Below are 21,500 nucleotides of genomic sequence, written 5' to 3'. Positions count from 1 at the left end.
TGCCGATGGCACGCACGGCTCGCCGCGACTCCGGCGGGGACGCCCTCAGCGAGTTGATGCGGAAAGCCGGCGCTGAACCCCGTCGCCGGGGGCCGCGCGGGCCGAAGCACCGGGCCCCGGACGCCGCTCCCGGGAGCGGGAGGATCCGGCGGATCTCGGCGCTTTCGGCGGGCGGAGTCTTCGTCGGCGGACTGCTGGTCGCGCTGCTCATCCCGGCCGAACAGGCCGAAGTCGTCCCGGGGATGCCATTCCCGCCGCCGTCGCTGACCATCGCCCCTCAGGCCGTCGAGTTCCCGGACGACGCGGTGCCTTCGCCCGTCCCGTCGGGGCCTTCGGGCGGCAGTGTCGCACCTCCGCCGCCGATGACCGCGTCGATGCACGGCTCGGAGACACCGTCCCCGACACCCACTCCGTCGCCCGAGGAACGGCCGGATCCGCGCGCCGGGCACCACGAGTGGTATTACGACTGGAATCACGGTGGATATCCCGGCGGCGGCCGGTGGCCGCAATGGGGCAGATAGCGCCGATCGGGTGAGCGGCGGCGTCGCGCATCGTCGAACAAGAATCACGATTCATCCCTGGTCTGGTCCGTTCGTGTCCAGTGCCCTTTTTCCGGTGTCTTGACTCCGGCCGGATACCTACGATGGTCCGCACTCTCCATTCCTCCCGGCGTACGACTAGGGGCTGAACAGGAAAAATGAGTGTGGACCGACATTCTCCCGCGGTGCAGCTCGCCCGGAGAATGCTGCTCAATCGCGAGACGGGGAATCCGTCCCGCCCGCAGCCGGTGACGTTGCTGCTCGGGCCGGTCGGCTCGGGGAAGACCACGGCGCTCGAAGCGATCCGCCGTGACCTGGGCTGGGGTGTCGTGCACGCCGGATTCGATTTCGGGCAAGGCGGCAGGGCGGGCACGATCGACGTGCTCACGAAACTGGCCTACGGGTTGTCGAGTAAATGGCGAAATCGGCCGAAACCGCAGTTCGTTCGATTCACGATCGCGTTGATCGCGGTTCAGGCGGAGCTTTCCGGCCGAAATCGCGACGAAGACCTCGCGCAACTGAAGTCGCTGCTCAACAGTTTCCACGGAATCATCTGGACACCGGCGCTGGACAGAGCGCTCGACACGCTGACCGAGACAGCGAAGGCGACCGGCCTCGTCGAGCCCCCGTATGCGGACCTGTTCCGGCAGACGTTGCCGCATCTGGTCCGGAACATCCGGCCGCGGCTCGGCAAGGCCCTGCGGTCGCTCGCGGACTTCCCCAACGCCGAGGGGAGATCCCCGTTCGACGCGCTGCTCGAACTCAACCGGCTCGCGCACGGCAGCGCCCGCGACGCCAAGGCGGTCAACGAGTGGCTGATGGCGGCATTCCTCGGCGACGTCCGGGAGAACCATCCCCGGATGGCCAAACCGGAGGAGAAGAGCCCCTGCACCTGCGACATCTCGCCGCAGCGCAGGCACTGGCACAACTGGGTGGTGGTGCTCGACGACGTCGACCACGCCGGCGGCACCGAGTTCCTCGCCGACCTCATCGCCGCGCGGGAACGGTACGCCGTGCAGCATCCCAACGACCGCGATGCCCACGACGCGCTGCTGGTGATCGCCACCAGCGGGCGGTGGCACGACGACTGGGGGACCGCCTGGCTGGCGCCGTGGAAACCCGCGTCCGGCGCCCCGCCCGCAGTCCGGCCGATCGCGGACTGCGAGGAGGCCTCGTACGACGACTGGGCGAACCCGGGTAGCGGCGCGCTCGACTCGCCCTACTACCCGGTCCGGATCTCACCCCAGTCGATCGGGCGGATCGCGCGCATCCTCGATTCCGGCGCGCGCACGCCCAAGGTCACGCTCGCGCACAAGGCGACCGGTGGACTCCCGTCGGCGGTCGAACAGCTCGCGGGGCGGTTGCGGGCCACCGACGCGCGCGAAGGCGGCCGTGACCTGCTCACCACCGATCCCCGTGGCGAACAGGATCCCTGCTACCGCAGGCTGACCGAGCTCGCGTTGACCGAGCACCTCGACGACGTCCACATCGACGACTTCGTGACCGCGGCCCCGTTCGCGACCGCGCCCTGGCTGATCCCGGACGCCGCGCAGAGCCGGATCGACCAGCCGCACGTCGGGCGGATCCTGACCGAACTGCGTACCTCGCTGTGGGCGACGGCGAGGAACTCGCCCGGTTCCACGAACGACCAGGCGGCCCTGCATCCGTGGATCGCCACGAACCTGGTGTCCGCGCTGGCCCGGCGGGGCGACGGCGACGGGCCGACCTACACCGACCAGTTCAAGGCCCTGCGCGACGATCCGGACACCGCGCAGGATCCGGTGCGCCTGGCCTACTGCAATCTCGCGCTGGGCGACATCGGCGAGGTGGTCACCTTCTTCGAGCGCGAGTTCAACCGGATCCCGCACGCGGAGTGGATCGCGAAACTCGAGCTGGTCCTGAACGCGCCCGACGATCTGCCACCCGAGCGGGATCACGCGGAGCTGTACGAAGAACTCGTCAACCTGGACAACGCGCGGTGCCCGAACGACCGGTCCGAGATCCGGAACAACGTCGCCCGGCTCATCGCGGCGGGGTGGCTGACCGCCAACCCGTTCGCCGTGCGCGGGCAGGCCCAGCACCAGGTGATCGCGAACGCCTTCGCCGCGCTGGCCACCACGTCGCATCAGCCCGACGTCGGCGCGCTCGTGTCGGCCAAGGAAGCCGCCCGTCGCGGCGAATTCCCCTGACCCGGAACGGAACTCTGTGATGTCCTGGTTCGATTCGTTGAGAGCACGCATGTCCGAGGCCCGTGAACACGCGGTGACGGGACCGCCGGTCCGGCCCCGCGGCTGGGCGCGCCGCCATCGGGCCTTGCTGCTCGCGGTCGTGGTCCTGCTGCTGGGGGCGGTGCTGGTGTCGTTCAGGCCATGGGAGTCCTGCGGTTCCGGGCTGCGGGCGGTGGACGCGGACGAGGAGTCGGTCGGCTCGTCGTACGTCTGTGTCGGGCTGAACCTCGACTCCGGCCCGATGCGGGACGACGATCCGCTCCATCCGCTGGAGAAGCTCATCAAGAGCCGCAACGAGCTGGAGGGGGACAACTTCAAGTCCATCGTGGTGCTGGAGAACCTCGCGCCCGATCCGAAGGTCGACAGCCAGCCGTTCCCGTTCGTGCGGCGGGAGGTCCAGGGCGCGATCACCGCCGCGTGGCCCAAGAACGGGCCGCCGGGAATCAAGCTCCTGCTGGCCAATTACGGGAGCAACGCCGATCACTGGCGCGTCGTCGCCGAGGAGATCGTCGCCGCGGCCGCGGCCCAGCGCATCGTGGCGGTCACCGACGTCGGCACCAGCTCGGAGAACAGTCGGGCACTGGTGGCCGAACTGTCCAAGCACGGTATCGCCACGATCGGCGCGACCGTCACCGCGGACAACATGAACACCGACCCGAAGGGCGCGCGGATCGACAACTTCTTCCGCGTGGGTCCGACCAACACCGACGAGGCCCGCGCCGCGGCCGGATACATCGCCGCGCACGGTTTCCGGCGGGTGATGATGATCCAGGGGGTCAGCAAGGAGGACACCTACGCGACCACGCTCGCCGAGGCGTTCCAGAACTCGTCGAAGGTCCCGGTCAGCTTCACGAAGACCTACGACGTCAAGCCACTCATCGACACTTCGCGTGAGGCGTACCTGCGGGGGCTGTTCAGCAGATGGCACAACGACATCTGTGGTGCGAAACCCGATCTGATCTACTTCGCCGGCCGCGGCCTCGATGTCGGCGCCCTCGTGGCGGCGCTGGCGGGCGACGGCGCCTGCGAAGGACTCGACACCGTGACCGTGATGACTGGGGACGACGCGAGCACCCTCGCCGGGAAACCGTTGGAGCTGAACGGGGACATCAGTGTCCGGCTCCGCTACACGGCGCTCGCGTATCCCGACCAGTGGGATATGTTCACCGCCGATCCGGCGCATCCCACGTACAAGAAGAACTACGACAACTTCGTCGCGGAATTCACCGGCACCCACGGTTTCCCCAAGGCGGAATTGTGGGACGGTGCCGCGATGATCGAACACGACGCGGTCGCCGCGGCCGTCGAAGCGGCCGTGCAGAACGTGTCGGCGGATCCGGTCTCGGTGGCGAACGTGGTGCGCAGCATCGACTGCAACTCCCCGGTGCCCGGCGCGACCGGCTTCATCGCGTTCGACCAGGCGACGGGGAATCAGCTCGACAAGGCGCTGCCGATCCTGTCGATCGATCCGGACGGTTCGGTGCATCCGGTCGACCTCGTGTGGTCGCGCGGGCGGCCGCTGAACACCTTGCCGGATTGCGGTCGCTGAGCTGGCGATGTGGATTCCGGCCGCGGTTGTCCCCATGCCCAGGTCAATCGCCAGGTGCGTCGCTCAGGTAGCAGCAGTCACAACGGCTGCGGGCGAAGGACCCCTTGCCTCGGCTCAGCCGAGGAAACTCGACCTTCATACCTTGCCGAGGTACATGAAGGCCCCCTTCCTTGCGCCAGGCGCAAGGAAGGGGGCCTTCATGTACTCAGGCGAGCACAAAGGGCACAGGTACCGAGTCGGTCGGGTCTCGTGAGTGGTAAGGACGGTTAGAACGACCCGAAACACTCACGACGCCTGGACCGATCGGCCTTTCGCACCACGGTCCCTCATATTGCGGTCGCTGAGCGCGCTCCACGCGTAGTGAAGGCCTCCTTCCCTACCCTGAGAGTAGGGAAGGAGGCCTTCACGGACTGACACCGGTGGGGAACGGAAGTCAGCCGGTATAACCCGCCACGATCTTGGTGTAGTCGTACTTGCCCTGCGAGATTCCCGCGCAGTTGTTGCAGTCGCGGTTCACCGCCCAGAACGACAGCCGGGCGAGGTGTTTGCTCGCCGCATAGTCGCGGATCGCGCGGAAATCGGCGACGCTGACGGTCTCGCCCGCCACATCGGTCTTACCGTTCATCGACGAAAGCCCGCTGCGCCGGTAGGCCGCGTCGTCGCTCAGGCCGAAAGCGGATTTCACGACGTTCTTCAGCCCGTCCACGGCACTGCGGGTCTTGCCCGCCATGTCACCGCCGCTGGAGAAGTCGAATGGCATGACCGACCACGCGTCGACACCCGCGCCGAGCGCCTTCGACTGGTTGATGAGCCGTTTCCCGTGCGCGTTGGGGCCGCCGACCTCGGTCGGGATGGTGATGACCACGCGCAGACCCGGGTTCTTCTGCTTCGTGATCTTGATGGCGTTCAGGATCCGGTCTTGGACGGTGTAGTTCTCGAACTCGTCGGTGTTCTCGACGTCGAGGTCGATCGCCTTGAGTTTGTAGGCGTCGATGACCTTCTGGTACGCGCCGGCGAGTGCCGCGGGAGTGCCGCATTTGGGGCCGAGCTTCGTGCCGGACCAGCCGCCGAACGACGGGATGACGTCGCCGCCCTTGGCCCGGATGTTGGTGATCATCGTGGCGTCGGCGCCGGTGAGGGAACGGCTGCCGTCCCATTTCGGGTTGCAGCCGCCATCGGAGAGGATGAACGCGAGCGTGAAGGCCTTGACGCCGGTGGCGTTCATGGCCGCGATCGGGTCCGTCTGTCCCGACCACTGGTACAGATAAGGCGAGGCGAGCACCGGGTCCGGGGCCGCCGAGGCGACGGGGGCCAGGCCTGCGGCCGTGGCGAGAGCGGCGCCGATGGTGGTGGCCAGTGTCGCCCAGCGTCGTAAGGATTTCATAGGTCCTCCAACTGGTACGCGCGCGGCGAGGCGCGCAGGTGTGGAGCACCTCCGTCTTGACGCGGCGTATCAACCGGGAGGGTGCGCCTACTCACGGTGGACTAGACCATTGAGGACTGTCAAGAATTCACCGGAACACCCATCGGAAACGACCGACCTTAGTAGGGGGTCATGACCCGGAAAGCGGATCGACACCATCGCGATTACCGGCTAGTTTGCCGAAATGGTGGGGGACTCCCTGATGGCGACCGGAAGCCGCGACCGGAGAGACCGGCTCGCCGCGCCGCGACGCGTACTGGGGTCGTGGAGCCTGTGGGAATTACCCAGGCGAGGCCTGATCGGCTACCTGCTCCTCGTCGACTTCGCCGCCATCGCCGCCACTGTCTACCTTTTCGTGCTGCGGCCGCCGGCGCCGTCGTCGTTTCTTCCGTTTTCCGCTCTGTTAACCGGAATGGTCCTCAGCGCTGAGCTTTCTCGCCCGGTCGAGCGATCCCGCGCCGACACCCGGCTCGGCGCCGGGCTGGACGCGGCGTGGATTTTCGCGGGTGTGCTCCTGCTGCCGCCCGCGCCGGCCGCGGTGCTCGTCGTCGCCTCGGCGGGCTATCGCTGGTTCCGGATCCGGCGCGGAATCCCGCATCGGCAAGTGTTCGCGGCGTCCGCGACCATGCTTTCTGCGCTCGGCGCCTCGATCATCCCGGTACTGCTGGGTGCGTCGCCGTTCATCGGCGCGGCAAGGGATTTCGAAAGTTTCGCGCTGGTTTTCGCGACCGGGCTGGTCTTCCTGTCCGTCGACGCGGCCTTGGCCGCACCGGCGGCCGAATTCGGGGCGGAACCGTCGGGATTCGCCTTTGACGCGGCGATGGTCGCGTTCGGATTGCTGCTCGCGTGGTCGGCGGCGGACTGGCCGCTGGTCACCGTGGTACTCGCGGGTGCGCTCGTGGTACTTCACCGGGCGGGGACGATGCGCGCCCTGCGTGGTCACGCGGGCACGGATTCCGGCACCGGGCTGCTCACCGCGTCGTCCTGGTTGGACGGTGCCCGCACCCAGTTCGAGCTGCTTCGCGGCCGTGGCGCCGATCTTTCGCTGCTGATGCTCGACCTCGACCATTTCGCCCGGCTCAACGACCGGCACGGCAGGCACGTCGGCGACGACGTCCTTCGGGCCGTGGCGGACACTTTGCGCGCCGAGGTCCGTGCCGCGGACCTGGTCGGCCGGTTCGGCGGCGAGGAGTTCGTGGTCCTGCTGCCCGGCACGAGCCGGTTCGACGCGCACGCGATCGCCGAACGCATCCGGCTCCGGATCTCCTCGACGTTCGTCTCACTGGATGGGAAGTTCGCCGGGGCGACCGTCTCGATCGGAGTGTCGTCGCATCCCGCCTGCGGTGAGACGCTCGACCGGCTCGTCGGCGCGGCGGATCAGGCGCTGCGCGCGGCGAAGGGGGCCGGGCGTAACCGGACCGTCGTCTTCGAGGCCGAGACCTAGGTCGGGACGCCGATGTCCTCGAACCACAGGTCCGGGTGATCCCGGATGAACTCGGTCATCAGCGCGGTGCACGCCGGATCGTCGAGCAGGGTGATCTCGACGCCGTGCTCCTCGAGCCAGCCGTGCCCGCCCTCGAACGTGGTGGCCTCGCCGATGACGACGTGACCGATGCCGAACTGGCGTACCAGCCCGCTGCAGTACCAGCAGGGGGACAGGGTGGTGACCATGATCGTGTCCCGGTAGTGCGGCCGCCTGCCCGCGTTCCGGAAGGCCGACGTCTCGGCGTGCATCGACGGGTCGTCGTCCTGAACCCGGCGGTTGTGGCCGCGGCCGAGCAGGACGCCGGCGGTGTCGAAGAGGGCTGCACCGATCGGGACCCCGCCCTCGGCCTTGCCGAGTTCGGCCTCTTCACGGGCGACGGACAGCATGCGCGCGGGATCGATCACGCGGTTCACCTTACGGCTCGTGAGTGGTGAGCGGTAAGGCGACGGCGGTGCGTCGCGAAAGCCACTTTCGCAACCTTCAACGTTGTGAAAGTGGCTTTCGCAACGTCGGCGCGGTCGGCCGATGGGGTGGTCGTGACGTGCGCTCCCGCTGCTGCCGGAGGCATGTCGCGAAAGCCACTTTCGCGACGTCTGACGTCCTGAAAGTGGCTTTCGCGACATGGCCGCCGAGCCCAATGCGGACCGGACCTGTCCTGAATATCTGCGACACTCCTCCCATGAAGCGAGCGAACCGATGACCACGGGCACGTCGGCACGGCTGCTGAGGCTGCTTTCCCTGCTGCAGGCGCGTCGCGACTGGCCGGGCGCCGATCTGGCCGACCGGCTGAAGGTGGACGTCCGCACGGTCCGGCGCGACGTCGAGCGGCTGCGCGAACTGGGTTACCCGGTGCACGCCACCCCCGGCGTCGCGGGCGGCTACCGGCTCGGCGCGGGGGCCGCGTTGCCGCCGCTGCTGCTGGACGACGACGAGGCCGTCGCGGTCGCCGTCGGGCTCCGCACGGCCGCGAACGGGACGGTCTCGGGGATCGAGGAGACGTCGGTGCGGGCGCTCACGAAGCTGGAGCAGGTGCTGCCCGCGCGGCTGCGGCACCGGATCACCGCGCTGAACACGGCGATGATCCCGCTCGGCGGCGTCGTCCCGGTCATCGACGCGGCGGCGCTGACGGTCATCGCGTCCGCGTGCCGTGACCATCAGCGGCTCCGGTTCGGCTACCGCAGCCACAACGGTGACGTCAGCGAGCGCTACATCGAGCCGTTGCGCCTGGTGCACACCGGGCGCCGGTGGTACCTGGTCGCGTTCGACCTCGACCGGGACGACTGGCGGACCTTCCGCGTCGACCGTATCGACGGCGTCCCGGACACGAGTTTCCGGTTCACGCCGAGGGAACCGCCCGCCGAAGACCTCGCGGCGTACGTCTCCCGCGGGATCACGACTTCGCCGTACCCGCACCAGATGGTGCTGCGGGTGAACGCCTCGGCGGATGCGCTCGCCGAATACGTGTCCCCGACCGCCGGGACGATCGAGGCCATCGACGAGCACACCTGCCGGGTCCGGGTCGGCGCCAACGACCTGTCCGTGATGCCCTACTACCTCGCCCATTGGGACGTCGACTTCGTCGTGGAGGAGGCGCCGGACGAGGTCAAGGAACGGCTACGACTGGTCGCCGACCGCTTCGCGCGCGCGGTCGTCTGAGTCCGAAGTGGACCGTGCGCGTTTGGCCAGCAGGCCGATCGAGCCGAGGGAGATCAGGGCCAGCACGATGATGTAGAGCGAGACGGACAGCGAGGTCCCGGTGGATTCCAGCAGCAGCACCATGATGAACGGCGCGAGCCCGCCGCCGACGACCGCGCTGATCTGGTAGCCGAGCGAGGCGCCGGTGTAGCGCATCTCGGCGGTGAAGAGCTCGGCGAACAACGCCGCCTGCGGGCCGTACATGATGCCGAGGAACAGCGACCCGACGAACGAGGCGACGACGAACAGCGGCAGCGAGGCCGTGTCGATCAGCAGGAACATCGGGATCGCCCAGAGCGCGACGCCCGCCGCGCCGAAGGTGTAGATCTTGAGCCTGCCGATCCGGTCGGACAGTTTCGCCGACAGCGGGATGATCGCCAGCTGCAAGGTGCTGATCAGCAGGGTCGCGACGAGCACGGTGGTCCGCGACATGCCCAGGTGGCGGGTGGCGTAGTCGAGGACACCGTTCAGCAGGATGTAGAAGGTGGCGGTGTTGACCATGAACGAACCGCCTGCCAGCAGCACCGTGCCCTTGTGGTCGCGCAGGACGTCGCGCAGCGGCGACTTGGCGCGGCCGCGTTCCTCGGCGGCGAGTTTCGCTTCCGCACGGCGGTATTCGGGGGTCTCGTCGATCTTGACGTGCATGTACCAGGCCAGCCCGAGCACGAGGACACCCACCAGGAACGGGATCCGCCACGCCCAGACCAGGAAATCCGACGGCGGCGCGACCTGGGCGGCGATCAGGAACACCGTGTTCGCCAGCACCACCCCGATCGGGACGCCGAGCTGCACGAGGCTGCCGTAGAGACCGCGTTTGCCGGGCGGCGCGTATTCGGTGGCGAGCAGCATCGCGCCACCCCACTGGGCGCCGACGGCGACCCCCTGCACGAGCCGGAGCAGGACCAGGAGGATCGGGGCGGCGATGCCGATCGTGTCGTAGGTCGGCAGCAGGCCGATCAGCGTGGTCGCCGCGCCCATCAGCGCGATCGCCAGCACCAGCACGGGTTTCCGGCCGCGTTTGTCGCCGAGGCTGCCCGCGATGATCCCGCCGAGCGGCCGGGCGAGGAAGCCGACCGCGAAGGTCGCGAACGAGGCGAGGACGCCGGCCGCCGCGTTGCTGGTGGGGAAGAAGGTCTTCCCGAAGACCAGTGCGGCCGCGATCCCGAAGACGAAGTAGTCGTACCACTCGACCGAGGAGGCGAGTGCCGCCGCGGTCGCGGCCCTCCTGCGCTGGGACACGGTGATCGTCGGTTCGGCGGCGGTTTCCGGGGCGTTCGGTGCGGTGTCGGCCATCTGGATGCCCTTCGCTCGGCGCTGCTGCGGCGATGCAGTCCGGGCAAGTTAACAACCGCTTAGTATGTGGTCAACGTCTCAACGGGTAATTCTAGATACCGACCAGTTGGTATGTCACTCTGGTGGCGGTATCGCCGGGAAAGGTCGATCAGTACTGGTCAGGAGAGTTTCGTGCCGAGCATGCGCAGCACCAGCTCGCTGTACTCCTGGCCGAGCTTCTTGGGGGTCTGGCGTGTCCGCTCGCTGTACCAGCGGGAGACGTCGACGCCGAGCGAGAGCACGGCGCGGGCGGCGGTGTGCGGGTCGCCGACGGTGAACACGCCCGTCGCGGCGCCTTCGGTGATGACCTCGCGCACGACCTGCTCGATGCGGCGCCGCAGTCTCGCGACGATCTCGAACTCCTCGTCGGGCAGCGCGTGCAGCTCGTACTGCACCACGCGGGCCACGGTGTGCCTCCGCGCGTGCCACGCCACGAAGTCCTCGACCAGCAGCCGGATCCGCACGACCGGGTCGGTCTCCCGCGCCACGACACTCTCGACCAGCGAGAGTGTCTGCTCGTGGCCGTACTTCGAGATCGCGAACAGCAACGCGGCCTTGGACGGGAAGTGCACATACAGCGCCGCGGGGCTCATGCCCGCCGCCGAGGCGATGTCCCGGGTGGTGGTCGCGTGATAACCGCGCCGCGCGAAGGATTCGACCCCGGCCAGCATCAGCCGCCGTGCCGTCTCGGGCTGGACGTCGGGCCACAGTTCGGCCGACAGCGACATGGTCATCCGCAGATCCTCCCAGACGCTCGTACCGGACAGTGGGCTTGACACCGCCTCCCGGCCTTCCCATTGTAAGTGAGCGCTCGCTTAGTGGTGCACGCGCCAGTGAACACAGAGGAGATCGAAGAGTGAACTCGTTCAAGGATCGCGTCGCGATCGTCACCGGCGCCAGCCGGGGTATCGGCCTCGGGATCGCCAAGGACCTGGTCGAGCGCGGCGCGAAGGTGTGCATCACCGCGCGCAAGCCCGAGCCGCTGGCCGAAGCGGTGGCCGAACTGGGCGGCGAGGCGGTCGCCATCGCCGTTCCTGGCAAGGCCGACGACGAGGCGCACCAGGACGAGGCCGTCGCCAAGACCATCGAAGCCTTCGGCAGGCTCGACATGCTGGTCAACAACACCGGGATCAACCCGGTGTTCGGGCCGACGCTGGACATCGACCCCGGGGCCGCCGCGAAGATCTTCGCCGTCAACGTGCTCGCGCCGCTGTCGTGGACCCGCCGGGCGCGCGACGCGTGGATGGGGGAGCACGGCGGCGCGGTGGTGAACGTCGCGTCCATCGCCGGGCTCGGCGCTTCGCCCGGGATCGGCATGTACGGCGTCAGCAAGGCCGCGCTGATCCGGCTCACCAAGGAACTCGGCTTCGAACTGGGCCCGAAGATCCGCGTGAACGCCGTCGCGCCGGCCGTGGTCAAGACCAAGTTCGCGACCGCGCTGTACGAAGGCCGCGAAGAAGAGGTCTCCGAGTCGTACCCGATGAAGCGTCTCGGCGTTCCGGCGGACATCGCGAGCGCCGTGTCGTTCCTGCTTTCGGAAGAGGCGGGCTGGATCACCGGGCAGACCGTGGTCCTCGACGGTGGCGTCACGCTGGCGGGTGGCCTATGACCGGGTCGTTCACCGGTTCCGGGGTCGTCGTCACCGGTGGGGGCGGCGGCATCGGGGCCGTCCTCGCCCGCCGGTTCGCCGCCGAGGGCGCCAGGGTCGTCGTCGGCGACCTGAACGGGGAGGCCGCGGCCGAGGTCGCCGAGGAGATCGGCGGGACCGCCGTCGCCGGGGACGCCGCGAGCGAAGCGGGTGTCGCGTCGCTGATCGAGGCGGCGCGCGAAACCCTCGGCGAGATCGACGTCTTCTGCGCCAACGCCGGGATCGCGCCGATGGGCGGTGTGGACGCGCCCGAGGAGGACTGGGCGCGGATCTGGGACGTCAACGTCATGGCGCACGTGCGCGCGGCGCGGCTGCTCCTGCCGCCGTGGCTCGAGCGCGGCCGCGGGCACTTCATCTCGACGGTGTCGGCGGCGGGATTGCTGACCAGCCTCGGTTCGGCGTCCTACTCGGTGACCAAACACGGCGCGCTCGCCTTCGCCGAATGGCTGTCGGCGACGTACCGGCACCGCGGGCTCACCGTGCAGGCAATCTGCCCGCAGGGCGTGCGGACGGCGATGCTCGAGAACACCGGCCCGGCGGGCGAACTGCTGATGGGCGCGTCGGCGATCCAGCCGGAGCAGGTCGCGGACGCGCTGTTCGAGGCCATCGCCGCCGACCGGTTCCTGGTGCTGCCGCATCCCGAGGTCGCGGACTACTACGCCGCGCGGGCCACGCAGACCGACCGCTGGCTCGGCGGGATGAACAAGCTGCAGCGCAAGGTGGAGCAGGTCACCGGCGAATGACCGGTGCGGCCTGCGCCGAACTCGCGTGATCAGAGGCGTGACTCGCGTGACTAGACGCGTAACTCGCGTGATCAGAGGCGTAACTCGGCGCGCGGCGGTTGATCTTCGTCGGCGGATCGGCCACTGTGGGCAGGGGTCTTGCTCGCGGTAAGGAAAACTCGATGAACAAACGCTTCGTGCACCGTGGTGCCGTTCTCGCCGCCACTCTCGCCGGGTCGGTGCTGACCGCGGGATCGGCGATGGCGAGCACCGCGGAACCGTGCGCGGCCGGGGCGTCGGGTGACGTCGCGGCGGCTTCCTGTACGCCGTACCGCAAGGTGAGTGAGGGCTGGAGCAGCAAAACCGCCTGCAACCGCGCCGGCAACGAGGGCGCGCAGGCGGGCCGCTGGACCGGCTGGAACTGCAACCAGGCGCTGCGCGGCTGGGAGCTGTGGGTGCGCACGTGCACCGCGCTGGCCGCCGAGAAGGACGCGGTGACCACGCGCGAAACCGTCTGATCCGGTCAGGGCCGCCCCGGTCGTGCAGCCGGGGCGGCCTAAACCCCTTGGTACGGCGGGAAGTCGGGGGCCCGGCGGTCGTGCCAGCTGGCCAGGCCCTCGGGAAGTTCCGGACGGCCGAAGGATTCGAGCATCAGGGCGGTCGCCTCGCGGGCGGAGTCTTCAAGCGAGAGCCCGGCTTCCCGCAGGACCTGCCGCTTCATGAGCGCCATGGAGCGCGGTGCGCTGTAGGTCGCGAGTTCGGTCGCGTAGGCCTTCGCCCGCGCCGGAAGTTCTTCCGCGGGCACGATCTCCTGGACCAGGCCGTATTCGTGTGCCTGTTCGGCGGTGAAGGTCCGGCCGGAGAGCAGCAGGTCGAGTGCCCGGCCGCGGCCGACGAGCTCGGGCAGCAGTTTCGCCACCCCGTATTCGGCGATGAGGCCGCGCCGGGCGAAGGCGGTGGTGAACTTCGCGCCCTCGGCGGCGAACCGGACGTCGGCGGCGCAGGCGATCACGAAGCCGAGCCCGGCGCAGCCGCCGTTGATGGCCGCGACCACCGGCACCTCGGCATACGCGGCGGCCAGGACGTCCCGGAAACCTTCGTGCTCCGGCGCGGCCGCGCCGCCTGCCGAGATTCCCTCCAGCAGCCCCAAGTCCGCGCCGGGGCAGAAGGATCGTCCGGCGCCGGTGACGACGACGGCGCGGATTCCGGGATCGGCGGACGCCTTGCCCAGTAGTTCGCCGTAGCGGACCTGCATCGCCTGATCCATCGCGTTGCCGCGCTCGGGTTTGTCGAAGGTGATCGTGGCGACGGTGCCGTCCACGGCGTACCGGACGAAATCCGCAGTGTCCACTTCGGACGGTGCGAGCTGATCGGTCACATCGACCTCCTTGCGTCATAGCCATACTAAGCGGATGCTTAGAGACTCGTCGAGACTTTGTCAGGGAGGAACCTGCGTGAGCTCTTACGAAGCGAAGCCGTGGCTGGCCGCCTACGAGCCCCGGATGAGGGACGCGGAACCGATGGAACCGACCACGGTTCCCGCGTCCTTCCGGCGGACGGTCCGGAAATTCCCGCACGCCACCGCGATCGCCTACTTCGACGGCAGGATGAGCTACCGGGAGGTCGACGAGCTTTCCGACGGCGTCGCGCGTCACCTGATCGCGTCCGGTTTCGCCCCCGGCGACCGGCTCGCCCTGGTCCTGCAGAACATTCCGCAGTTCGTGCTGGCGCTGCTCGGCGCGTGGAAGGCGGGCGGGATCGTCGTCCCCGTCAACCCGATGTACCGGGAACGGGAGCTCAGGCATGTCTTCGAGGACGCCGGGGTGCGCGCGGTCGTGTGCTCACAGAGCGGGTGGAACAGCTGTATCGCCCCGCTCGTTCCCGGCAGTGACGTGACCATCGCGCTGACCACCAGTGAGCTCGACCTACAGGGTCGTGACGATCCGCGGGTGTTCGGCAAAAGCGTGCGGGAGCCGACTCCCGGCGCCGCCGACCTGCTGAAGGTGGCGCGAGCGGCGGCGGGGGACCCGCTTCCGGAACCCGCCCTCGGCCCGGACGACGTCGCGCTGATCAGCTACACGTCGGGCACCAGCGGGACACCGAAGGGGGCGATGAACACGCACGGCAACCTCGGCGCGAACGCGGCCGTGCTCAGCGCGTTCAGCGGCCTCGACGAAGGTGCCACCCTGTTCGGCCTGGCGCCGCTGTTCCACATCACCGGCATGGTCTGCGAGATCGCCTCCGCGATCGACATCGGCGGCACGCTCGCGCTCGCGTACCGGTTCGAGCCCGGTGTCGTGCTCGACGCCTTCCTGGAGCACGAGCCCGTGTACACGGTCGGCCCGTCCACCGCGTACATGGCGCTGATGGCGCGGCCCGACGTCCGCCCGGAGCACTTCGAATCTTTCCGCTTGCTGTACTCCGGCGGAGCCGCGCTGCCGCCCGCCGTGGTCGAAGCGTTCCGCGAACGGTTCGGCCACTACATCCACAACGGCTACGGCCTCACCGAGACGACCGCGGGCTGCATCGTCGTCCCGAGCAGTCTCGAAGCGCCCATCGACGAAGCGTCCGGCACGATCTCCATCGGCCTGCCCGTCCCCGGGACCATCGTGCGCATCCTCGGCGATGACGGCGAAGAACTACCGTTCGGCCAGGCGGGTGAGATCGCCGTCGAAGGCCCGATGGTGGTCCCCGGCTACTGGAACCGGCCCGAAGCGACCGAAGCCGCACTGCCCGGCGGCAGGCTCCTGACCGGTGACATCGGCTTCATGGAGCCGAGTGGCTGGGTTTACGTCGTCGACCGCAAGAAGGACATGATCAACGCCTCCGGCTTCAAGGTCTGGCCGCGTGAGGTCGAGGACGTCCTGTACACGCATCCGGCCGTGCGCGAAGCGGCCGTCGTCGGCATCCCGGACGAATACCGCGGCGAGACCGTGAAGGCCTACATCAGCCCGGCGCCGGGAAGCACGCCCGACCCTCAGGACCTCGTCGCGTACTGCAAGGAACGCCTCGCCGCGTTCAAGTATCCGCGCGTGGTCGAGGTGCTCGACGAACTGCCGAAGACCGCGAGCGGCAAGATCCTCCGCCGCGAACTGCGGGCCAAGGGGTGAGCGGCATGGCACAGGTCGAGACGGCCCGCGGTCCCGTCGACACCGGCGAGCTGGGCAAGGTGCTCATGCACGAGCACCTGTTCGTTCTCAGTCCCGAATTCATGGCCAACCACCCCGGACACGACGGTTTCCGTGAAGACGAACACGTCGCCGACGCGATCCGGCGGCTGAACGAGCTCAAGGCCGCCGGGATCGACACCATCGTCGACCCCACCGTCATCGGGCTCGGCCGCTACATCCCGCGCGTGCGGAGGGTCGCGGCCGGAACCGAGCTCCGGATCATCGTCGCGACCGGGCTCTACACCTACAACGACGTCCCGCATTACCTCCACCATCGCGGACCCGGTCTCCTCTTCGACGACGGCGAGGATCCGCTGGTCGGCCTCTTCACCGGCGACATCGTCGACGGGATAGCCGACACCGGAGTGAAGGCGGCGCTGCTCAAGTGCGCGACCGACGAACCAGGGGTCACCCCCGGCGTCGAACGTGTGCTGCGCGCGGTCGCGAAGGCGCACCGGGAGACCGGCGCGCCGATCATGACCCACACCCACGCGCCCACTCGGAGAGGTCTCGAACAGCAGGCCGTCTTCGAGTCCGAAGGGGTCGACTTGAGCCGGGTCCTCATCGGGCACAGCGGTGACAGCACCGACCTCGATTACCTCACCGAGCTCGCGGACAGGGGATCGCTGCTGGGAATGGATCGCTTCGGGCTGGACCCGTTGCTGCCGTTCGAAGACCGTGTCGCCACGGTCGCGGCGCTGTGCGAACGGGGGTACGCCGGAAGCATGGTGCTTTCCCATGACGCCTCCTGTTTCATCGATTGGTTCGAGCAGGACAAGATCGCCGCGATGGCGCCGAACTGGCATTTCCTCCACATCACCCGTGACGTGCTGCCCGCCTTGCGGGAGCGGGGAGTGTCCGAACGGGACATGACGACGATGTTGGTCGACAATCCGCGGCGGTTCTTCGAGCACGGTGGCGCGTATTGACCTTTCGGCCCAGGCGGGGCTGAAGGGCCCTTTCCCCGCATCTCACGCGGTGAAGGGAGCTTTCGTCGCATGTGATGCGGGGATGGCGCCCTTCGCCGCGCGGTGAGTCCCCTTTGCTCGGGCGTCGACAAACCGGCCGGTATGCTGAGTGTCCGCACGAGAAGGAGTCGGCCATGACACGAGCGACCACCAGGAAGGCCGAGGCCGGCGGCGAAGACCAGGCCGCCGTCCCGCGCCGTCTGCTGTCGCACGCCACGAAGCTCTTCGCCAAGAAGGGGTTCGACCGCACCTCCGTGCAGGAGATCGTCGAGGCGGCCGGGGTCACCAAGGGCGCGATGTACCACTACTTCGGCTCCAAGGACGACCTCCTATACGAGATCTACGCCCGGGTGCTGCGCTCGCAGACCGAGCAACTGGAGAAGGTGGCCTCGAGTGAGGCACCGCTGCGGGAGCGGTTGCGTTCCGCCGCCTCCGACGTCATCGTCAGCACGATCGACAACCTCGACGACAACACGATCTTCATGCAGTCCATGCACCAGCTCAGCGTGGAGAAGCAGAAGGCCGTCCGAGCGGAACGCCGCAAGTACCACGAGCGGTTCCGCACGCTGATCGAGGAAGGCCAGGAGTCCGGCGAGTTCCGCTCGGACAAACCGGCCGACGTGATCGTCGACTTCTTCTTCGGGTCGGTGCACCACCTCGGTTCGTGGTACCGGCGTGGCGGCGCGCTTTCGGCCCGCCAGATCGGCGACCACTTCGCCGATCTCCTGCTGGCCGCGCTGCGGCCCGAGTAGCGCTCAGCCCCCGGATGGCAGCCGTTCGGCGAACCAGTCGTCGCGGCGTTCGAGCACCGCCCCCACCGCCCATTCGGAGGCCAGGGCGAGCAGGTCCGTGGCCACGTCTTCGGCGGCTTCGGGTGGCCAGCCTTGGTCAGCCAGACTCGACCGCAACGCCGCGGCGTAGTCGGAATAGGTGAAACCGGGCAGATCCGCGACGAGCGCCGTCGTCGTCCCGCGGTGCGAGCTCAGCCCGCCGAACGCCCGGCCGCAGCCGCATCGGGAATCGGGCGAGCTCTCGCCGTCGCCGCAGGGCGGGGCGACCCAGAGCAGTTCGCCCTCCACGCAGTGATCGAAGTCGTTCTCCCGCGCGCCCTGGGTCTTCGCGGTGGCCACGAGCAGTTTCATGAGCACTCCCTGTTCGATCTTATGTTCGAACAGGTCTACCGGCAGGGTCCGACACTTTCCGGGCCGGACCCCGCCGGGAGGAGATCAGGCGGGCAGATCGATCAGCGGTGCGAGGGCGGCGCGATGCCGTCCAGGAGTGCCGAGCGCGATCTCGTCGCTCTTCGCGCGCTTCAGGTACAGATGCGCGGGGTGCTCCCAGGTCATGCCGATCCCGCCGTGCAATTGGATCGCTTCTTCGGCGGCGTGGACGGCGATGGGGGAGTTGCGGGCCTGCGCCACCGCGACGGCGATCGCGATGTCGTCGCCGGAAGCCAGGCAGTCGGCGGCGTACCGCGCGGTCGCCCTGGCGTTGACGAGATCCGTGTACAGGTTCGCCAGCCGGTGCTTCAGCGACTGGAACGAACCGACCTGACGGCCGAACTGGTAGCGCTCCTTGAGATAGCGCACCGTTTCGGTCAGCGCCCATTCGGCGATCCCGAGTTGTTCCGAGGCGAGGAGCCCCGCCGCGGTCACCAGTGCCGTGTCCAGCGCGGACGCCGCCACCGAGGGGCCGGCGACGCGTTTCGCGGCCACGTTCGCCAAGGTGACGTCGGCGATGCGCCGGGTGAGGTCGAGGGAAATCGCCTCGGCGACCGTCACTCCCGCCGCCGACGCGTCGACCGTGTACAGGCCGGGACCGTCGGGGCCCACCGCCGGGACGACGATCAGTTCGGCCACCGAAGCGTCGGCGACACTGCGGACCTGGCCGCTGAGCGTGCCGTCGGCGGCCGCGGTGACCGTCGAGGGGAACTCGGCGCCGGGCGCGGTCGACAGCGGCACGGCCAGCGCGCCGACGAGCGTGCCCGCGGCCAGTTTCCCGAGTGGTTCGGCCACTTCCGCCTGTGCCGTGTCGGCCGCCAGCAGGGCCGACGTCGCCAGCACGGCGCTGCCGAGATAGGGGACCGGGGCGACGCTGCGCCCGAGTTCCTCCATCACGACGGCGACTTCCCGCGCCGAAGCGCCGTGCCCGCCCAGCGCCTCCGGGACGGCGAGGCCCGCCGTGCCCAGGTCGGCGGCGAGCGTGCGCCACAACTTCAGGTCGTACGGTTCCGCCGTCTCGGTCCTGGCGATGAGGGCCGCCGGTTCCGCGCGGTCTTTGAACAGGTCGCGGACGCTGGCGCGAAGGTCCTCTTCGACCTCGGAATACAGCAGGTCGCTCATCGGGGCAGGTCCTTCCAGGCGACGTCCTTGTCGATCCGCGGCTCGGACGGCAGTCCCAGCACGCGCTCGGCGATGATGTTGCGCAGGACCTCCGAGGTGCCGCCCTCGATGGAGTTGCCCTTCGCGCGTAGATAGCGGTAACCGGCCTCGCGGCCGAGGAAGTTCACGCCGTCGGGACGCCGCATAGTCCAGTCGTCGTAACGCAGGCCGTCGTCGCCGAGCAGTTCGATCTCCAGCCCGGACGCGGCCTGGTTGAGCTCGGAGAACGCGACCTTGACCGCGGACCCTTCCGGTCCCGGCGCGCCCGCGGCGAGCTGCTGCCGCAGGCGAGAACTCACCAGGCGCAGGCTTTCGCCCTCCACCCACAGTTTCAGCAGCCGGTCGTGCAGTTCGGAGGTGCGCAGCTCCGGGCGTTCCCGCCAGGTTTCCGCGACGACGCCGACCATGCCGCCGTCGCGCGGGAACTCGGTGCCGCCGATCGCGACCCGTTCGTTCATCAGCGTGGTCTGCGCGACCTTCCAGCCCTCGCCGACCGCGCCGAGGCGGTGCGCGTCGGGGATGCGGACCTCGCTGAGGAAGACCTCGTTGAACTCGGCCTCGCCGGTGATCTGGCGCAGCGGCCGGACCTCGACGCCCGGGGCGGTCATGTCGCACAGGAAGTACGTCATGCCGCGGTGTTTCGGCACGTCGGGATCGGTGCGGGTGACCAGGATCGCCCACTGCGACTTGTGCGCGCCCGACGTCCAGACCTTCTGGCCGGTGACCACCCAGTCGTCGCCGTCGCGGACCGCGCGGGTGCCCAGCGCGGCCAGGTCGGATCCGGCGCCCGGCTCGCTGAACAGCTGGCACCACACCTCGCGTTCGGTCCACAGTGGACGCAGGAAGCGCTGGTGCTGTTCCGGGGTCCCGAAGGCGAGAATGGTCGGCGCGGCCATGCCGAGGCCGATCCCGATCCGCCGTTTGTCGTTGTCCGGCGCGCCCGCCGCCGCGAGCTCCTTGTCCACGACGGACTGGAGCGAACGCGGCGCGTTCAAGCCGCCGAGGCCTTCGGGAAAATGGATCCACGCCAACCCGGCGTCGAACCGCGCGTCGAGGAAGTCCTGACGTGGCGTGCTTTCCGGCGGATAGGCGGCCAACAGCTCGGCCACGCGCCGCTTGAGATCGTCCACAGTGGTCATTTCTTGGCCTCCCCGCGGTACTTCTTCAGTTCACGGTGCGCCAGCGAGCGCTTGTGCACCTCGTCCGGGCCGTCGGCGAGCCGCAGCGTCCGCACCTGCGCCCACATCTCGGCGACCGGGAAGTCCTGGCTCACCCCGCCCGCGCCGAACAGCTGGACGGCCTTGTCGAGGATCCACTCGACGGTGATCGGCGTGGAGATCTTGATCGCCTGGATCTCGGTGTGCGCGCCCTGGTTGCCGACGGTGTCCATCAGCCACGCGGTCTTGAGCACCAGCAGGCGCTGCTGCTCGATCTTGACCCTGGCCTCGGCGATCCAGTCCTGCACCACGCCCTGTTCGGCGATCGGCTTGCCGAAGGTCTCGCGCGAAAGCGCCCGGCGGCACATCAGTTCCAGCGCGCGTTCGGCCATGCCGATGGCGCGCATGCAGTGGTGGATCCGCCCCGGGCCGAGGCGGGCCTGCGCGACGGCGAACCCGTCACCCTCGCCGGCGATGAGGTTCTCCGCGGGTACGCGGACGTCCTCGAAGACCACTTCGGCGTGGCCGCCGTGATCGCCGTCGGTGTAGCCGAACACGTGCATACCGCGTTTCACGGTCATGCCGGGGGTGTCGCGGGGGACCAGGATCATGCTCTGCTGCTTGTGCGGCGGGCCGTCCGGATCGGTCTTGCCCATCACGATGAAGATCCTGCAGTTCGGGTTCATCGCGCCGGAGATGTACCACTTGCGGCCGTTGATGACGTACTCGTCGCCGTCGCGGCGGATGCTGGTCGCGATGTTGCGCGCGTCGGAGGACGCGACGTCGGGCTCGGTCATCGCGAACGCGGACCGGATCTCGCCGTCCAGCAACGGCTGGAGCCACTGCTTCTTCTGCTGCTCGGTGCCGAACATGGTGAGGACTTCCATGTTCCCGGTGTCCGGCGCCGCGCAGTTCAGCGCGGTCGGCGCGAGCCGGATGCTGCGGCCGGTGATCTCGGCCAGCGGCGCGTACTGGAGGTTGGTCAGCCCCGCGCCGTGGTCACCGGGGAGGAAGAAGTTCCACAGTCCACGCTTGCGGGCCTCGGCCTTGAGTTCTTCGACGATCGGCGGCTGCGACCATTCGCTGTCGCGCTCGGCCAACTGCTGCTCGAAGACGGCCTCGGCCGGGTAGATGTGCGAGTCCATGAACTCGAGGAGTTTTCCCCGCAGTTCCTCGGTTTTCGCGTCGAAGGCGAAGTCCAT

The 21,500-nt window shown here is 68.8% G+C and carries 20 protein-coding genes; 11 read left to right on the top strand and 9 right to left on the bottom strand.

The window, feature by feature from the left end:
- Positions 1 to 5 precede the first annotated feature (5 nt).
- From DMH01_RS08355 to DMH01_RS08345, 3 genes are all read left to right on the top strand, one after another.
- Positions 6 to 521, top strand: coding sequence for a hypothetical protein (locus tag DMH01_RS08355; RefSeq protein WP_233621451.1), 516 nt, complete (start codon positions 6 to 8; stop codon positions 519 to 521).
- A gap of 182 nt (positions 522 to 703) precedes the next feature.
- Positions 704 to 2,728, top strand: coding sequence for a hypothetical protein (locus DMH01_RS08350; RefSeq protein ID WP_125674846.1), 2,025 nt, complete (start codon positions 704 to 706; stop codon positions 2,726 to 2,728).
- A gap of 49 nt (positions 2,729 to 2,777) precedes the next feature.
- Entirely contained in the window at positions 2,778 to 4,316 is a 1,539-nt protein-coding gene (locus DMH01_RS08345) for an amino acid ABC transporter substrate-binding protein (protein ID WP_125674844.1), read from the top strand.
- Positions 4,317 to 4,749: 433 nt separating this feature from the next.
- Here the strand turns inward: DMH01_RS08345 and DMH01_RS08340 are convergent, their stop codons facing one another.
- Complete coding sequence (locus DMH01_RS08340) at positions 4,750 to 5,700, bottom strand: chitinase (protein ID WP_125674842.1); 951 nt, start codon at positions 5,698 to 5,700, stop codon at positions 4,750 to 4,752.
- Positions 5,701 to 5,923: 223 nt separating this feature from the next.
- Here DMH01_RS08340 and DMH01_RS08335 point away from each other — a divergent pair, with 223 nt between their 5' ends.
- Entirely contained in the window at positions 5,924 to 7,183 is a 1,260-nt protein-coding gene (locus DMH01_RS08335; protein WP_233621450.1) for a GGDEF domain-containing protein, read from the top strand.
- Here the strand turns inward: DMH01_RS08335 and DMH01_RS08330 are convergent.
- A complete protein-coding gene (locus tag DMH01_RS08330) occupies positions 7,180 to 7,611 on the bottom strand; it encodes a nucleoside deaminase (RefSeq protein WP_125676604.1) in 432 nt (143 codons plus the stop codon). The two genes, DMH01_RS08335 and DMH01_RS08330, sit on opposite strands and share 4 nt — an antisense overlap.
- Positions 7,612 to 7,921: 310 nt before the next feature.
- On the opposite strand from DMH01_RS08330, the gene DMH01_RS08325 reads away from it, so the two are divergent.
- Complete coding sequence (locus DMH01_RS08325; protein ID WP_125674840.1) at positions 7,922 to 8,881, top strand: YafY family protein; 960 nt, start codon at positions 7,922 to 7,924, stop codon at positions 8,879 to 8,881.
- Here DMH01_RS08325 and DMH01_RS08320 read toward each other — a convergent pair.
- Complete coding sequence (locus tag DMH01_RS08320) at positions 8,840 to 10,213, bottom strand: MFS transporter (RefSeq protein ID WP_125674839.1); 1,374 nt, start codon at positions 10,211 to 10,213, stop codon at positions 8,840 to 8,842. The two genes, DMH01_RS08325 and DMH01_RS08320, sit on opposite strands and share 42 nt — an antisense overlap.
- A 158-nt stretch (positions 10,214 to 10,371) precedes the next feature.
- Positions 10,372 to 10,986, bottom strand: a complete 615-nt coding sequence (locus DMH01_RS08315; RefSeq protein WP_125674837.1) for a TetR/AcrR family transcriptional regulator — start codon at positions 10,984 to 10,986, stop codon at positions 10,372 to 10,374.
- Between the two features lie 122 nt (positions 10,987 to 11,108).
- Here DMH01_RS08315 and DMH01_RS08310 point away from each other — a divergent pair, with 122 nt between their 5' ends.
- The 3 genes from DMH01_RS08310 (at position 11,109) to DMH01_RS08300 (ending at position 13,140) form a co-directional block, all read left to right on the top strand.
- On the top strand, positions 11,109 to 11,861 hold the full coding sequence (locus tag DMH01_RS08310; RefSeq protein ID WP_125674835.1) for an SDR family oxidoreductase: 753 nt from the start codon (positions 11,109 to 11,111) through the stop codon (positions 11,859 to 11,861).
- Entirely contained in the window at positions 11,858 to 12,643 is a 786-nt protein-coding gene (locus tag DMH01_RS08305; protein ID WP_125674833.1) for an SDR family oxidoreductase, read from the top strand. The genes DMH01_RS08310 and DMH01_RS08305 overlap by 4 nt, the downstream gene beginning before the upstream one ends.
- A gap of 161 nt (positions 12,644 to 12,804) precedes the next feature.
- Positions 12,805 to 13,140: a hypothetical protein gene (locus DMH01_RS08300; protein ID WP_125674831.1), complete on the top strand. Its 336-nt coding sequence runs from the start codon at positions 12,805 to 12,807 to the stop codon at positions 13,138 to 13,140.
- Positions 13,141 to 13,178: 38 nt separating this feature from the next.
- On the opposite strand, the gene DMH01_RS08295 is transcribed toward DMH01_RS08300, so the two are convergent.
- Positions 13,179 to 14,000 carry an enoyl-CoA hydratase-related protein gene (locus tag DMH01_RS08295; protein ID WP_233621449.1) on the bottom strand — a complete coding sequence of 274 codons (822 nt, stop codon included), beginning with the start codon at positions 13,998 to 14,000 and terminating at the stop codon, positions 13,179 to 13,181.
- A gap of 76 nt (positions 14,001 to 14,076) precedes the next feature.
- Here DMH01_RS08295 and DMH01_RS08290 point away from each other — a divergent pair, with 76 nt between their 5' ends.
- The 3 genes from DMH01_RS08290 to DMH01_RS08280 all read left to right on the top strand — a co-directional run bounded on the left by DMH01_RS08290 (position 14,077) and on the right by DMH01_RS08280 (position 17,512).
- Positions 14,077 to 15,732, top strand: coding sequence for an AMP-binding protein (locus DMH01_RS08290; protein ID WP_125674829.1), 1,656 nt, complete (start codon positions 14,077 to 14,079; stop codon positions 15,730 to 15,732).
- 5 nt (positions 15,733 to 15,737) lie between these two features.
- Positions 15,738 to 16,721 (top strand): phosphotriesterase, encoded by a 984-nt coding sequence (locus tag DMH01_RS08285; protein ID WP_125674827.1) that lies wholly within the window; start codon positions 15,738 to 15,740, stop codon positions 16,719 to 16,721.
- Positions 16,722 to 16,894: 173 nt separating this feature from the next.
- Positions 16,895 to 17,512, top strand: a complete 618-nt coding sequence (locus DMH01_RS08280) for a TetR/AcrR family transcriptional regulator (protein WP_125674825.1) — start codon at positions 16,895 to 16,897, stop codon at positions 17,510 to 17,512.
- 3 nt (positions 17,513 to 17,515) lie between these two features.
- On the opposite strand, the gene DMH01_RS08275 is transcribed toward DMH01_RS08280, so the two are convergent.
- The 4 genes from DMH01_RS08275 to DMH01_RS08260 all read right to left on the bottom strand — a co-directional run bounded on the left by DMH01_RS08275 (position 17,516) and on the right by DMH01_RS08260 (position 21,500).
- A complete protein-coding gene (locus DMH01_RS08275; protein WP_125674823.1) occupies positions 17,516 to 17,902 on the bottom strand; it encodes a hypothetical protein in 387 nt (128 codons plus the stop codon).
- A gap of 84 nt (positions 17,903 to 17,986) precedes the next feature.
- A complete protein-coding gene (locus tag DMH01_RS08270) occupies positions 17,987 to 19,102 on the bottom strand; it encodes an acyl-CoA dehydrogenase family protein (RefSeq protein ID WP_125674821.1) in 1,116 nt (371 codons plus the stop codon).
- Positions 19,099 to 20,280 carry an acyl-CoA dehydrogenase family protein gene (locus tag DMH01_RS08265; protein WP_125674819.1) on the bottom strand — a complete coding sequence of 394 codons (1,182 nt, stop codon included), beginning with the start codon at positions 20,278 to 20,280 and terminating at the stop codon, positions 19,099 to 19,101. Before DMH01_RS08265 ends, DMH01_RS08270 begins: the two co-directional genes overlap by 4 nt.
- A complete protein-coding gene (locus DMH01_RS08260) occupies positions 20,277 to 21,500 on the bottom strand; it encodes an acyl-CoA dehydrogenase family protein (protein WP_125674817.1) in 1,224 nt (407 codons plus the stop codon). Before DMH01_RS08260 ends, DMH01_RS08265 begins: the two co-directional genes overlap by 4 nt.

Source organism: Amycolatopsis sp. WAC 04182 (genome assembly GCF_003947465.1).
In the GTDB taxonomy this organism is placed as follows: domain Bacteria; phylum Actinomycetota; class Actinomycetes; order Mycobacteriales; family Pseudonocardiaceae; genus Amycolatopsis.
Note: the sequence above shows the minus strand (reverse complement) of the source record. Positions and strands in the feature narration are given on the sequence as shown.

Bases quoted from the DNA above. Each gene is read 5' to 3' on its own strand.
- DMH01_RS08345 (WP_125674844.1), top strand. From the start codon at position 2,778: ATGTCCGAGGCCCGTGAACACGCGGTGACGGGACCGCCGGTCCGGCCC.
- DMH01_RS08320 (WP_125674839.1), bottom strand. From the start codon at position 10,213: ATGGCCGACACCGCACCGAACGCCCCGGAAACCGCCGCCGAACCGACG.
- DMH01_RS08315 (WP_125674837.1), bottom strand. From the start codon at position 10,986: ATGACCATGTCGCTGTCGGCCGAACTGTGGCCCGACGTCCAGCCCGAG.
- DMH01_RS08300 (WP_125674831.1), top strand. From the start codon at position 12,805: ATGAACAAACGCTTCGTGCACCGTGGTGCCGTTCTCGCCGCCACTCTC.
- DMH01_RS08305 (WP_125674833.1), top strand. From the start codon at position 11,858: ATGACCGGGTCGTTCACCGGTTCCGGGGTCGTCGTCACCGGTGGGGGC.
- DMH01_RS08335 (WP_233621450.1), top strand. From the start codon at position 5,924: ATGGTGGGGGACTCCCTGATGGCGACCGGAAGCCGCGACCGGAGAGAC.
- DMH01_RS08325 (WP_125674840.1), top strand. From the start codon at position 7,922: ATGACCACGGGCACGTCGGCACGGCTGCTGAGGCTGCTTTCCCTGCTG.
- DMH01_RS08275 (WP_125674823.1), bottom strand. From the start codon at position 17,902: ATGAAACTGCTCGTGGCCACCGCGAAGACCCAGGGCGCGCGGGAGAAC.
- DMH01_RS08270 (WP_125674821.1), bottom strand. From the start codon at position 19,102: ATGAGCGACCTGCTGTATTCCGAGGTCGAAGAGGACCTTCGCGCCAGC.
- DMH01_RS08280 (WP_125674825.1), top strand. From the start codon at position 16,895: ATGACACGAGCGACCACCAGGAAGGCCGAGGCCGGCGGCGAAGACCAG.
- DMH01_RS08260 (WP_125674817.1), bottom strand. From the start codon at position 21,500: ATGGACTTCGCCTTCGACGCGAAAACCGAGGAACTGCGGGGAAAACTC.
- DMH01_RS08265 (WP_125674819.1), bottom strand. From the start codon at position 20,280: ATGACCACTGTGGACGATCTCAAGCGGCGCGTGGCCGAGCTGTTGGCC.
- DMH01_RS08340 (WP_125674842.1), bottom strand. From the start codon at position 5,700: ATGAAATCCTTACGACGCTGGGCGACACTGGCCACCACCATCGGCGCC.
- DMH01_RS08355 (WP_233621451.1), top strand. From the start codon at position 6: ATGGCACGCACGGCTCGCCGCGACTCCGGCGGGGACGCCCTCAGCGAG.
- DMH01_RS08330 (WP_125676604.1), bottom strand. From the start codon at position 7,611: ATGCTGTCCGTCGCCCGTGAAGAGGCCGAACTCGGCAAGGCCGAGGGC.
- DMH01_RS08285 (WP_125674827.1), top strand. From the start codon at position 15,738: ATGGCACAGGTCGAGACGGCCCGCGGTCCCGTCGACACCGGCGAGCTG.